The organism is Vogesella fluminis, from assembly GCF_014652335.1.
Lineage (GTDB): Bacteria > Pseudomonadota > Gammaproteobacteria > Burkholderiales > Chromobacteriaceae > Vogesella > Vogesella fluminis.
In genome coordinates this window covers 31452-44206 of the sequence record NZ_BMYP01000007.1, presented here as the reverse complement: position 1 = coordinate 44206, position 12755 = coordinate 31452, and the positions used below count along the sequence as shown (strand labels likewise).

Here is a 12755-nt window from a genome sequence, read left to right as displayed (position 1 = left end):
TTCAGTTGCGATTACAGATAAGGGCATGTTGACACTTATCAAGCATGCTAATGCAGATCGATGTACTTTAAAAATAAAAAACCGCCGGCAACGGCGGTTTTTCAGGGATCAGCCAGAAGATCAAGCAGACTGCGCCGCCTGCTCATCCGGGTCCTGATAGATGAACAGCGGCTTGTCGCCCTTCTCGATCACCTTTTCGTCGACCACCACGCGGGCTACGCCATCCAGCGACGGCAGCTCATACATGGTGTCCAGCAACGCACGTTCCAGAATTGATCGCAGGCCGCGGGCGCCGGTCTTGCGGATCAGCGCCTGCTTGGCGATGAGGCGCAGCGCGGAAGGACGCACTTCAAGATCAACCTTCTCCATCGAGAACAGGCGCTGGTACTGTTTGATCAGCGCATTCTTTGGCTGGGTCAGGATGTTGACCAGCGCCTCTTCATCCAGCTCCTCCAGCGTCGCCACTACCGGCAGACGGCCGATCAGCTCCGGAATCAGGCCGAAACGAATCAGATCTTCCGGTTCGACATCCTGAAACAGAGCCGACAGCGACTTGCCATCATCTCTGGAGGTCACTTCGGCACCAAAGCCGATACCACCCTTTTCCGAACGACGACGGATGATCTTTTCCAGACCATCGAACGCACCGCCGCAAATGAACAGGATATTGGTGGTATCAACCTGGATGAATTCCTGGTTCGGATGCTTGCGGCCACCCTGTGGCGGCACCGAGGCCACCGTCCCCTCGATCAGCTTCAACAAGGCCTGCTGTACGCCTTCACCCGATACGTCACGGGTGATGGACGGATTTTCGGACTTGCGCGAAATTTTGTCGATCTCGTCCAGATACACGATGCCACGCTGCGCCTTTTCAGGGTCGTAGTCGCACTTCTGCAGCAGCTTCTGGATGATGTGCTCGACGTCCTCACCCACATAACCGGCCTCGGTCAGAGTAGTGGCATCGGCGATCACGAACGGCACGTCCAGCAGCCGCGCCAGCGTTTGCGCCAGCAGCGTCTTGCCGGAACCGGTCGGACCGATCAGCAGGATATTGCTCTTCGCCAGCTCGACGTCATCCTTGGTACTCGCCGTATACAAACGCTTGTAGTGGTTGTACACCGCGACCGACAGGGTTTTCTTCGCCTGCTCCTGGCCGATGATGTGCTGATCCAGACTGGCACGTATTTCCTGTGGTGTCGGCAGCTTGACCGCCGCTTCCTCCGGCGTAGCCGTATCACCCAGCTTGGCTTCCAGCTCCTCATGAATGATATCGGTACACAGATCGACGCATTCATTGCAAATGTAGACCTGGGGCCCGGCAATCAGGCGCTGCACTTCATGCTGGCTCTTGCCGCAGAAAGAGCAATAAAGCAGTTTTTCGCTGTTCTTGTCAGCCATTCACACCATTCCTGAGTTAGGCTGCCACTTCGGCACGCGAAGTCAGCACTTTGTCGATCAGACCGTAGGCCAGTGCCTGCTCCGCAGACATGAAATTGTCACGCTCAGTATCCGCTTGAATCTGCTCCAGGGTCTGGCCGGTATGCTTGGCCAGTAACTCATTCATCAGCAGCTTGGTTTTTACCAACTCGCGGGCATGTATCTCGATATCGGTCACCTGGCCGCTCAGACCGCCGCCATACAGCAGCGGCTGATGGATCATTACCCGGCTGTGCGGCAGTGTAAAACGCTTACCCTTGGCGCCGGCAGACAGCAGGAATGCGCCCATGCTGGCAGCCTGACCAATGCAGAGGGTTGAAATGTCCGGCTTGATGAAATTCATCGTGTCGTAAATCGACATGCCGGCGGTAATCGATCCGCCAGGGGAATTGATGTACAGATAGATGTCCTTGTCCGGGTTTTCCGATTCAAGGAACAGCATCTGCGCAACCACCAGATTGGCCGATTCATCGGTGACTGGCCCGACCAGGAAAATGATGCGCTCCTTGAGCAGGCGGGAGAAAATATCATAGGCGCGCTCACCGCGACCACTCTGCTCCACCACCATGGGTACCAGCCCCAAGCCTTGCGGTTCAATCATCGATTTCATCGACCTCTCCGGATTGCGATTCATTATTAGCCGTTGTTGCCCATCAAGGCATCAAACGACAGCTCCTTCTCGACAACATTGGCCCGAGACAACACAAATTCAACCACATTGTCTTCCAGAACCATGGAAGTCGGGCCTTCCAGACGATCCGGACTGGCGTAGTACCAGCTCAGCACATCTTCAGGCTGCTCGTAGCTATCGGCAAACTCTTCAATCATGGTCTTGACCTGCTCAGGTTTGGCCTCCAGCTTGTTGGCATCCACCACTTCTGCCAGGATCAGACCCAACGCCACACGACGCTCGGCTTGCTCGGTGAACAGATCATCCGGCAGCGGCATATCTTTGATTGCCATGCCGCGCTGCTCCAGGTTCTTGCGAGCCTGATCCACCAAGCGACCAACCTCCAGTGCCACCAGTGATTTTGGCAGTTCGATAGTCGTTGCATCCAGCAGCGCCTGCATTACGGCTTCCTTGTTCCGGGCAGACAGGCGGCGCTTGACTTCACGCTCTACATTCTTGCGGATTTCCGCACGCATTTTGCCAACATCGCCGTCGGCAATACCCAGCTGCTTGGCCAATTCTTCGTTCACTTCCGGCAGCTGAGCCTCGGCCACGCTTTTCAGTGTGATTTCGAAAACTGCAGTTTTGCCGGCGACATCCTTGCCATGGTAATCGTCTGGGAAGCTCACCGTTACAGTAGCCGTTTCACCTTCCTTCAGGCCCTTTACGCCGTTTTCGAAATCGGCCAGCATCTGCCCTTGGCCGATCATGAACGGGAAGTTCTCGGCAGAGCCGCCCTCAAAGGCTACATCGTCGATGCTGCCCTTGAAATCGATGATCACGCGGTCACCCTCTGCTGCAGCACGATCCACGTGATTAAACCGGGTACGTTGCTTGCGCAGGATGTCGATAGTCTTGTCGATCTCGGCATCGGTCACCGGCGTATTTGCCTTTTCGATGTCCTTGCCGGCCAGATCACCCACCACGACTTCCGGATAAACCTCGAAAGTGGCGGCAAACTTGAAGCTTTCGGCATCACCGGCAGCATCGAGCGACTCGAAGCGCGGGTAACCGGCCACACGCAGCTTCTGCTCGATCACTGCCTTGTAAAAACCTTGCTGCACCTGCTCCCCCAGCACTTCATCGCGAATTTGCGGGCCATAATTGATTTCAACGATCTTGGCCGGGGCTTTGCCTGGACGGAAACCCTGAATTTTGGCTGTGCGTGCCACGCGCTTCAGGCGCTCGGCAACTTGTGCGTCGATTGCTGCCATTGGCAAGGCAATGCTCATGCGACGCTCAAGGCCGCTCAACGTTTCCAGTTGTACTTGCATGTCCAATCCTTAGATTTAAAGGTGTGGGAGGTTAAAGCCAGAGACAAAAGGCAAGATGGCGGAACATTTCACAAGAACCGGCTGAGTCTGCCTTTTGCACCAATTCATGAGGCACTGCCAAGCGGACCAATCAGGCATTAGCCTGCCTGCGCGCGCTCTGGCAACAAAAGCAAGGGATGAGTATAGCACGCAGCAACCAAATGAACAGCGCATTGCACTTGCAGCCCTGCCTCGCATATCCAGAGGCACTCGCAACATGCCCAAAAAGGCAAAAACCGCCAAACCTTTGCTGTGCTTGGGTTTGAGCGGTTTAGTGTTTTCCATGAAGCAATGTAGTGGTGCGAAAGGAGAGACTCGAACTCTCACGCCTCGCGGCGCTGGAACCTAAATCCAGTGCGTCTACCAATTCCGCCACTCTCGCGACTCACTGCCTTGCTTCAGCAGAGTGCGCATATTAGTGGACAAGCCCAAGCCAGGCAAGGTGCCGCTTCAAATATTTTTCATCAGGAAACTATCCGGCAGGTATATTGTCCATGACCTGCATTATCCGAATTACAACAGCAAGGAGCCCCTTCGCCATGCAACCCGATTTGCACACTGCCTACCAAAGCACCGCCCTGAGTGACAGCCACCACAAAGTGCTGCGCAATACCTACGCCCTGCTCGGTCTGTCGATGGTACCGACCGTCATCGGTGCGGCGGTGGGCGCCAATATGAGCTTTGCCTTCATGGCAGGCAGCCCGATCATCAGCATGATTGCCATTCTGGCGATTTTCTACGGCCTGACCTTTGCCATCGAAGCCAACCGCAACAACGCCCTGGGCGTACCGCTGATGCTGCTGTTTACCCTGCTGATGGGCGTACTGCTCGGCCCCTTGCTGCAGGCTGCATTCAAACTGGCCAACGGCCCGCAACTGATCATGGTTGCCGGAGGTGCGACCACGCTGGTCTTTGCCGTGATGGCCGGCATCGCCACCACTACCAAGCGCGATCTGAGCGGCATGGGCAAGTTCCTGATGGTTGGGGCCATCGTGCTGATGGTGGCCGTGATTGCCAACATCTTCCTGCAGCTGCCACTGATGTCGCTGGTAATTTCCGCCGCCTTCGCGCTGTTCAGCTCGCTGATGATCCTGTGGCAAGTCAAAATCATCGTTGATGGTGGCGAAACCAGCTATATCTCTGCGGCACTGGGTATTTACATCAGCATCTACAACCTGTTCACCAGCCTGCTACACCTGCTGATGGCCTTTGCCGGCGATCGTGACTGACATCCGGACAGGACACCACCACCCCTCGCAAACGCCGAAACCCGACTCCGTTTCGGCGTTCTTGCATCAAGCCCCATCCACAACCAGCCCGGACCGTTGCATGCAACAGCGCATGGCGTCAGAGCGCCTATAAATCAACTATCCAGCCCGTGATGGAGGCAGGCATGAAGCCGGTCCGGCGCAAGCAGTTTGTCAAATTCGGTAGCGACTCGCCGTGGCCACAGACCACGCCGTCGGCAATCGCCGCTCCGCTCTCGACCACGCTCGCCCGACCACAGCTGGGAGCGGAGTATCTGGCATGGGCACACTGGCTGGATGCGCTGCACAAGCGGGCCAGCCAAGGCAACGAGGCTGATGCCTGGGCCCTGGCCGAAGGCAAGCTGGCTTTCGTGCTGCGCCGCAGCCTGCTGCTGCGCGAAAAGCTCATGCTGGGCGGCAGCCCGTCCCGCGCAGTAACTGCGGAAACTGCGGTACTGGTGCAGGAACTGGAACAGGTTATCGGCGAGCTGACCGGGCGCGAGATGACTGCCGTGGATGACTGGCCGCTGCCATACCGGCTCTACCGCCGCCAGGGCGAAGCCAGCCGGCCGGCCGTCACCTCCGGTTCCAATCATGACCGGCGCCAGGGCAGCCGTCAGCGCAAGAACCTGTTATCCGCACAGGCGCAGCAGGATTGCCAGCAAGCGGTGGGCTGCCTGCGGCTGGCACTGGAAATCCTGCATCGCCAGCCGGCACTGGCCAAATCCGATGCCTGGCAGGCTGCCAACCTCGGCTTGGCGCGGGTGATAGTGCTTGGCCACCTGAGCAGCCTGCCGGGGCACAAGCTGGCCGGCTGACCTGCCCCTTGGCTTGCTTGCGGCCAACCTTGCCTCCTGCGCTGCTCATGATTCGACCGCCACCTCACGCGGCGCTAGAATCACGGGCCGTTCATGAGGAAAGTGCCATGCAGCAAATCATCGATTTCATCCTGGAGCTGGACAAACTGAAAGGCATTACCCGCAAGACGCGGCCGCTGGGTCTGGAGCGGCAGGAAAACTCTGCCGAGCACAGCTGGCAAATTGCAATGCTGGCAGCCTCACTGGCACCATACGCCGCCGGGCCGGTCAAGATCAGCCACGTAGTGGCCATGCTGCTGGTGCATGATATCGGTGAGATTGATACCGGCGACACCATCGTGTATGCCGAAGACGGCTGGGAAGAACGCAAAGCAGCAGAGCTGGCGGCGGTGACACGGATTTTCGGCCTGCTGCCCGCTACACAGGCACAGTATTTCATGGCGCTATGGCAGGAGTTTGAGGCCGGCGAAACCGCCGAGGCGCGCTTTGCCAATGCCGCCGACCGGGCAATGCCGGTGCTGCTGAACCTGGCCAACAACGGCCAGAGCTGGCGCGAGAACGGCATCAGCCATGAACGTGTGGTGCAGCGCATCGGCCCGCCAATCCGGAGCGGCTGTCCGGCGCTGTGGGACTATCTGGTCGAGCGGCTGGCGCATGCACAACAGCAGGGCTGGTTCGGCGCACCGTAGAAAGGAAAAGCATGCCGTTGCGGCCAACGTTGGCCGCAACGGCACGTCTTGCTCAGGCCCAGATACGGCGTATCACAGCCTCGACATTACGGCAATTGTCATAATCGACCCGCCCCTGAATACCGTAATCCGGCAATGCCGTATTACGTGCATCGGGCGACGCCATCGGCATACCCTGCCGGTTGTACAGGCAGCAGACTTGCGGCGCATTACCGGTGCTGCGTTTTTTCACCACGGCAATTTCACCATTTTTCAGCTTGACGATGGTGCCAGGCGGAATCAGCCCCAAGGCCTTGATCAGTTTCTGGATCAGCGCATTATCCAGCTGCTGGCTCTGCCCGACATACAAATCGCGCATGGCCGCCATCGGGAAATAGGCCTTTGGCCGGTATGGCCGGGGCCGCGTCATCGCGCAATAGACATCCGCCACGGCCAGCAGGCTGCCATGCAGCGAGATCGCACTTCCGGACAGGCACAATGGATAGCCGCTGCCATCCAGCCGCTCATGATGCTGCAGCACGGCTTCCAGCCATAGCCCATCATCGACGCCGACATCCTTGAGAGCGGCGCAGCTGGTAATGGGATGCTGATTGATCTCGCGCCGCTTTTCCTCGTTCAATCCGCCATCATGATTGGCGAGGCTGTAGATGCTGATATCGTGGGTGAGCGCCGCACAGATCAGCGAGTGCTGCTGTGCCTTGTCCAGGCGGCCATCAGCCTCGGCCAGCAGCGCGCTGACCACCGCCACCGACAAATGGTGGCGAAATGCGTACTCACCCTCGTGAAACAGGTGTATGGCCGCGATGGCCGCTTCCGGATCCCGCTGACAAGCAGCCTGCAAACGGCTAGCCAGCGAACGGATCCGTGCAACAAACTGGTCCCGGTGGATATCGGCCTGCTGGTCAAGCAGCATCGCATTCAGCGTTACCGCTGCTGCTGCACCAGCGCGAATACCGGTTCGCGCAACTGATCCGCACGCGGGGCGCTTGCCACACTCGTGGCGGTAGCAGCCCCGGCCAGCACCTCCTTGTGCCCCATGGCCAGCAACTTTTGCTTGGCACCGGGATCATCCAATACCGAACCCTTGTTCAGCAGCAGATGTCCATCCGCGTTATATACCGCCTGCTCCAGCGGCTTACCCAGCAGGACATCCGTGGGCGAAAGCTGTTTGAGTGCCATGGCAGCCACTTCCTGTCAAAGTAAAGCGGCATTATTAGCTCATGAATGGCATGACCTGCTTGATTTGCATCAGACACATAGCTGCAGTGTTGCGACATGGCAATGCGCTAGACGACTCTGCAGAAATCCCGCCTTGCGGCCAACCTTGCCGCTTCAACGCTGGCGGCGCTTGCTGCTGCGCTCGCCCGGGAAGGCCGGATCAAGATCGAACAGCATACCGGTACGCCCGGTCTGCGACTGGCAGGCAATGAGCATTGCGCGGTTGATGGCTTCTTTCTTGCTGACGCCCCACCACTCTATCATCTTGTCGAGTGCCTTTTGCGCATCGCGCGACAGCTCCACCGTCACCGACAGTTCCTGCAGGCGATTGCGACGCAACTCGCGCGAACGGCGCTTGCGCTCGGCGGCCGTCATGGCGCGCTCTCCCAGCGGCTTGCGTCCGGGCTTGGCGCGGCAGCCGCCGATCAGGTCCATGGTGTAGTGGTCGCAGGGGTCTCGCATGCCGGGGCGGGTAATTTGAAAGGGGCGCAAGGATACCATGAAGCCTGCCGTCTGTGCGAATGCCCGGATTTTGCAACTCTGGGCGCATCCTTGACGGTTACTCAGTCGTCCACCGGCAGCGGCGGCAGGCCGTGGCGCGCGCGGGCGCGGTTGCAGGCGCGCTCGTAGATGCCGACATCGGCCAGCGCGCCGAATTCGCGGCACGGCGACGGCCGGTCGGCGTAGATGCTGCAGCTGACCGACTCGCCGACGGTGCCCTGCAGCGCGACGCAGCGCAGGGTGTGCTCGTCGGTGCCGCACATGCGCATGGTGTTGCCGACCTCGACCACCGCCATGGCCGGCGGCACGCCGCGGCGCTCGGGGCCGGCCAGTTCGGCGCGGTGAAACGACACCCGGAACGCGGCGCAACAGGCGCCGCAGCTGGTACAGGAAACAGGATAAGCCGCCATCATCTATCTGGATTACCATGAAAATGGTAAAAATACAGCCATTATCGCAACCTGGCTATCGCCGCAAGTGACGCAACCGACCCGATCACAGCTGAGTGCCGCCGGCCTGGTGTTTCCGCATCCGGAGCACGGCATCGCCAACCTTGCCGCCCGCCTGCACGGCAGCGACAGCCCCTGCCCGCCGCTGCAGCACCCGTCGCTGGCACGGCTGGAGCAGGCGCAAACCATCATCCTGCTGGTCATCGACGGCATGGGCTGCCGGCAACTGGCCGAGCTGTCACCCGGTGGCTGGTTGCGGCAGCAACAAACGCTGGTGCTGACCTCGGTATTTCCCAGTACCACCACCAGCGCCATCACCACTTACCTTACCGGGTTGCCACCCAGCGTGCACACCCTCACCGGCTGGCATCTGGCGGCGCCGGAGGTCGACGCCGTGGTCACGCCGTTGCCGCTGACGGTGCGCCACCGCGGCAGCCACACCCCGGACGACCCGGCCGAACTGGCACGCCGCGTGTACCAGACGCCCTCGGCGCTCACTGGGCCGCGGCGCCAGATCATGCTGCAGCCGAACTACATTCTCGATTCCGCCTACAGCCTGCACCACGGCGGCAGCGCAGCGCGCCAGGGCTGGAGCTCCTACGAGGACCTGTTCCGCCAGCTGGACACGCTGCTGCACGAGGCGAGCGCGCCGCAGTTCGTCTACGCCTACATTCCGGACCTGGATTCGATCATGCACCACAAGGGCACCACGCACCCGCGTTGCCGCCAGCTGTTGCAGCGTATCGAGGCGCACTGCGCCGCCTTCGCCGCCGCGCTGACCGGCCGCGACGCCGTGCTGTGCATCAGCGCCGATCACGGCCAGATGGACATCCCGCCGCCGCGCCTGCTGCAGCTGCGCGATTTCCCGGAGCTGGCCGCCTGCCTGCGCCAGCCGCTGTCCGGCGAGCCACGGGTGGCGTTCTGCCACGTCAGGCCGGAGCGGCTGGCGGACTTCCCGCTGCTGGCCGAACGCCTGCTCGGCCATGCCGCCTGGTGCCTGCCGGCGGCGCAGCTGCTGGACGAGGCCTGGTTCGGCCCCGGTGCCGACGCAAACGACCCGAGGTTGGCCGCACGCGTCGGCGACTATGTGCTGCTGCTGAAAGAGGACTGGGGACTGCTGGATACACCGGTCGACGCCCCGCTGCCCAAACTGCTGGGCAACCACGGCGGGCTGTCTGCCGCCGAGATGATGGTGCCGCTGATCGTGATTGACGGAAAAGAAGGAGTAGCAAGTGATGAGTGACCCGACGATACGCCGCGCCGGACACAACGACCTGACCGCACTGGCGGTGCTGTTTGACGAATACCGCCAGTTCTACGGCGAAAGCAGCGACCGCGAGCTGGCACGGCGCTTCCTGCAGGCACGCATGACCAAGAACGAATCGGTGATCTTCCTGGCGGAACACGGCGACGGCGAGGTGCTTGGCTTCTGCCAGCTGTACCCGTCGTTCTGCTCGCTGGCGGCAGCGCCGATCTACGTGCTGTACGACCTGTTCACCCGGCCGCAGGACCGTCAGCGCGGCATTGCCAGCGGCCTGCTGGGCCACATCGAACGCTACGCCCGCGACAATGGCTTCGCTCGGCTGGAGCTGTCTACCGCCCGCGACAACCAGGCTGCGCAAAAGCTGTACCGCAATAAGGGCTGGACGCGTGACGAGGTATTCCTGCACTACAGCAAGACCGTCCAGCCACAGGGATGAGGTGCCGATGCAGCAAGCTGCCTATTGCGGCCAACGTTCGTGCCATTGCCGCAGATCGCGGCGGGTGACGCAACCCGGAAACACCACCCGTTCGCGCACGTCGTCTTCCTCGCCCAGCTTCATCAGGCCAAAGTCCAGCTGTGCGCCGCCTTGCTCCGGCGGCGTCACCACTCCCATGCGATCCAGCCACGTCGACTCCAGCCCGGCCTTGAGATAATGCTGTGGCTGGCGCAGCACCTGGCGCAGGTAATCCAGCTTGCCCGGCAGCGACAGTTGCTTGCCCATCACCGCCAGCTCGGCATCCAGTTGCTGCCGCCGCTGCGGCAGCTCGGCATCCTTGACATCACCATGATCACGCAGTGCGGCAGCATTGATCAGCGTCTGGCCACCTGCCGCCAGCCGTAACAGCACGCGTTGCCGCTCGGCCTCCAGTTGCTGGCGGCGGGCATCGAACAGCGCCACCCGCCGCGAGAGGTCACGACACAGGGCGTTGAACGCCTCCATACCGGCCAGTTGCTGCAAGTTTTTCAGGCTGTCGTAGGCCGCCACTATACGGTGCTGCTCGAAGCTGATCACCTGCTGCGGCACGTCGTATCGCACCTGTCCGTCGGGCAGCAGCTGACTGCCGAGACGCCGCCGCGCCTGCGGCTGCATCACCAGCAGCAGGTAGGCGGTGTCGGGATTGGCAGGACGGGAGAAGTACTGCCCCAGCACTTCGCTGTGATGCAGCATATGACACAGGCTTTCCGGCGATGAGAACAACAGGCCGACGCGGCGGTCGGTAGTGTAGCCGGCGGGGCTGAGATCCAGCGGCGCCGGCAGATGCCCGATCAGCTCGCTGGCATAGCGCAAGGTATCGCGCACGCCGCGCTGCAGCTGTTGCTGGCTGTGCGGCAGCAGCCGCACTTTGGGATCGACTTCGTCGATCAGCCGCTCTACCGCCTGCGACACCTCCTGCCGCCCCCAGGGGCCGCCGCCGCCCAACCACCGCTGCCAAAAGAAGCTCATCGCCCTGCCCGCTTTATCGTGACTGTGTGCCTGAAATGGCGGCCGACAAGGTTGGCCGCAAGGCCAGGAATCAGGAGAACTGCTCGTCCGCCGCCAGGTAGCGCCACTTGCCGGTCGGCAGGTCGCCCAGCATCACCTTGCCGATGCGGATGCGCTTGAGGCCGACCACGTGCAGGCCGACGGCCTCGCACATGCGGCGGATCTGGCGCTTCTTGCCTTCCTTCAGGATGAAGCGCAGCTGGTCGTCGTTCTGCCACCACACCTTGGCCGGGATCAGCGCCTTGCCGTCCAGTGACAGGCCGTGGTTGAGCAGGCGCAAGCCTTCGTCGGACAGCTCGCCCTCGACGCGCACCAGGTACTCCTTTTCCACGTCGGAGTTTTCGCCGATCAGCTCTTTCGCCACGCGGCCGTCCTGGGTCAGCACCAGCAGGCCGACCGAGTCGATGTCGAGGCGACCAGCCGGTGCCAGCCCTTTCATGTGGTCGCGCGAGAAGCGCAGCCCGGACTTGTCGTCTTCCCAGTGGTTGTCCGGCGTGATCAGCGCCGCCGCCGGCAGGTAGCCCATCTCAGCCTGGCCGGAGACGTAGCCCATCGGCTTGTTGATCAGGATGGTAACGCGGCGCTCCTGCGCCTGGGTCATTTTCTTGTCGAGCTGGATGTCGTCGCCGGTCACCACCTTCTGCCCCAGCACCGCCACGCTGCCGTTGACCTTGACCCAGCCCTGCTCGATATAGCTGTCGGCCTCGCGGCGAGAACAAAGCCCCATTTCAGCCATGCGTTTTGAAAGTCGTACGGGTTCCATTCTTCACTCCGGAGTAGCGTCAGGCCGCAGGCGGCGCCGCGCGTGTAATAACAGGCCGCGTATTGTAGTGAGCGCCGCCCGATTGGCAAAGCGCTGATTACGCAGCGCCGGGAGCCGCCGCCTCGCCCTGGCGCACGCGTTCGAACAGGCAGACCGTGGCCGCCATCGCCACGTTCAGCGACTCGGCGTGGCCGGGCATCGGGATGCGCACGCGGCGGTCGCAGGCGGCCAGCACCGGTGCCGACACACCCTTGCCCTCGTTGCCGAACACGAAGGCCACCGCACCGCGCAGGTCTTCGCTATACAGCGACACGCTGCCTTCCAGATGCGTCGCCAGCCGGGGGCCAGTCCAGCGCGCCAGCTCGGCGGCAAGATCGGCCTGCTCGTGGATCTGCAGCACGAAGTGGGCGCCCATGCCGGCGCGCAGCACCTTGGGCGAATAGACGTCGACGCAGCCCTTGGACAGATACACCTGGCGCACGTTGGCCGCAGCGGCGCAGCGCAGGATGGTGCCCATATTGCCCGGGTCCTGCACGTCGTCCAGCAGTACCGCCGCCTCCTGCCGCGCGGCGCTGCCCTGTGGCCGCGGACACAGCACCAGCACCTCTGCCGGCGTTGCCAGCGCGGTGACCTTGGCCAGCACCGCGGCGCTGACCAGGCTGCACGGCACGGCACGGTCGATGCGGCTGTGCAGCACCAGCCATTCCGGGTGCTGCTGCGCCGCCTCGTTGACGTACACCGCGTGCAGCGGCAGCCCGGCGTCCAGCACGGCCTGCAGCAGGTGCAATCCTTCCAGCACCAGCAGTTGTTGCTTGCGCCGCTCGCGGGCGTTGTCCAGCAGCCGCGCCAGCGATTTCATCTCGTCATTGGCGGTCGAGGTAATGATTTTATGGAATGTCATGC

15 protein-coding genes and 1 tRNA gene are annotated in these 12755 nt (G+C 61.6%); 5 read left to right on the top strand and 11 right to left on the bottom strand.

What is annotated here, in order from left to right; translation table 11 throughout:
* Positions 1-120: 120 nt before the first annotated feature.
* From clpX to IE083_RS03855, 4 genes are all read right to left on the bottom strand, one after another.
* A complete protein-coding gene (clpX, locus tag IE083_RS03870) occupies positions 121-1398 on the bottom strand; it encodes an ATP-dependent Clp protease ATP-binding subunit ClpX (RefSeq protein WP_189352315.1) in 1278 nt (425 codons plus the stop codon).
* A gap of 16 nt (positions 1399-1414) precedes the next feature.
* Positions 1415-2047 (bottom strand): ATP-dependent Clp endopeptidase proteolytic subunit ClpP, encoded by a 633-nt coding sequence (clpP, locus tag IE083_RS03865; RefSeq protein ID WP_189352314.1) that lies wholly within the window; start codon positions 2045-2047, stop codon positions 1415-1417.
* A 26-nt stretch (positions 2048-2073) separates the two neighbouring features.
* Positions 2074-3381, bottom strand: coding sequence for a trigger factor (tig, locus tag IE083_RS03860; RefSeq protein WP_189352313.1), 1308 nt, complete (start codon positions 3379-3381; stop codon positions 2074-2076).
* Positions 3382-3717: 336 nt separating this feature from the next.
* Positions 3718-3802, bottom strand: a tRNA-Leu gene (locus IE083_RS03855).
* Between the two features lie 157 nt (positions 3803-3959).
* On the opposite strand from IE083_RS03855, the gene IE083_RS03850 reads away from it, so the two are divergent.
* The 3 genes from IE083_RS03850 (at position 3960) to IE083_RS03840 (ending at position 6174) form a co-directional block, all read left to right on the top strand.
* Complete coding sequence (locus IE083_RS03850) at positions 3960-4649, top strand: Bax inhibitor-1/YccA family protein (protein WP_189352312.1); 690 nt, start codon at positions 3960-3962, stop codon at positions 4647-4649.
* A gap of 164 nt (positions 4650-4813) precedes the next feature.
* Positions 4814-5485, top strand: coding sequence for a hypothetical protein (locus tag IE083_RS03845; protein WP_189352311.1), 672 nt, complete (start codon positions 4814-4816; stop codon positions 5483-5485).
* 107 nt (positions 5486-5592) lie between these two features.
* On the top strand, positions 5593-6174 hold the full coding sequence (locus IE083_RS03840; protein ID WP_189352310.1) for an HD domain-containing protein: 582 nt from the start codon (positions 5593-5595) through the stop codon (positions 6172-6174).
* 52 nt (positions 6175-6226) lie between these two features.
* Here the strand turns inward: IE083_RS03840 and IE083_RS03835 are convergent, their stop codons facing one another.
* The 4 genes from IE083_RS03835 to IE083_RS03820 all read right to left on the bottom strand — a co-directional run bounded on the left by IE083_RS03835 (position 6227) and on the right by IE083_RS03820 (position 8306).
* Entirely contained in the window at positions 6227-7087 is an 861-nt protein-coding gene (locus IE083_RS03835) for an HD-GYP domain-containing protein (protein ID WP_189352309.1), read from the bottom strand.
* 11 nt (positions 7088-7098) lie between these two features.
* Entirely contained in the window at positions 7099-7353 is a 255-nt protein-coding gene (locus IE083_RS03830; RefSeq protein ID WP_189352308.1) for a hypothetical protein, read from the bottom strand.
* Positions 7354-7506: 153 nt separating this feature from the next.
* On the bottom strand, positions 7507-7854 hold the full coding sequence (locus tag IE083_RS03825; RefSeq protein WP_189352307.1) for a hypothetical protein: 348 nt from the start codon (positions 7852-7854) through the stop codon (positions 7507-7509).
* Between the two features lie 101 nt (positions 7855-7955).
* Positions 7956-8306 carry a YkgJ family cysteine cluster protein gene (locus IE083_RS03820; protein ID WP_229799589.1) on the bottom strand — a complete coding sequence of 117 codons (351 nt, stop codon included), beginning with the start codon at positions 8304-8306 and terminating at the stop codon, positions 7956-7958.
* 64 nt (positions 8307-8370) lie between these two features.
* Here IE083_RS03820 and IE083_RS03815 point away from each other — a divergent pair, with 64 nt between their 5' ends.
* Together IE083_RS03815 and IE083_RS03810 are read left to right on the top strand one after the other, a co-directional pair.
* The gene (locus tag IE083_RS03815; RefSeq protein WP_189352306.1) at positions 8371-9585 is read left to right on the top strand and encodes an alkaline phosphatase family protein; all 1215 of its coding nucleotides are present in this window, start codon (positions 8371-8373) and stop codon (positions 9583-9585) included.
* Positions 9578-10042: a GNAT family N-acetyltransferase gene (locus IE083_RS03810; RefSeq protein ID WP_189352305.1), complete on the top strand. Its 465-nt coding sequence runs from the start codon at positions 9578-9580 to the stop codon at positions 10040-10042. The genes IE083_RS03815 and IE083_RS03810 overlap by 8 nt, the downstream gene beginning before the upstream one ends.
* Positions 10043-10063: 21 nt before the next feature.
* Here the strand turns inward: IE083_RS03810 and IE083_RS03805 are convergent, their stop codons facing one another.
* The 3 genes from IE083_RS03805 to IE083_RS03795 all read right to left on the bottom strand — a co-directional run bounded on the left by IE083_RS03805 (position 10064) and on the right by IE083_RS03795 (position 12753).
* Positions 10064-11050 (bottom strand): hypothetical protein, encoded by a 987-nt coding sequence (locus IE083_RS03805; RefSeq protein ID WP_189352304.1) that lies wholly within the window; start codon positions 11048-11050, stop codon positions 10064-10066.
* Between the two features lie 70 nt (positions 11051-11120).
* Entirely contained in the window at positions 11121-11852 is a 732-nt protein-coding gene (locus IE083_RS03800) for a pseudouridine synthase (RefSeq protein ID WP_189352303.1), read from the bottom strand.
* 97 nt (positions 11853-11949) lie between these two features.
* Positions 11950-12753 carry a TrmH family RNA methyltransferase gene (locus tag IE083_RS03795; RefSeq protein WP_189352302.1) on the bottom strand — a complete coding sequence of 268 codons (804 nt, stop codon included), beginning with the start codon at positions 12751-12753 and terminating at the stop codon, positions 11950-11952.
* Positions 12754-12755 lie beyond the last annotated feature (2 nt).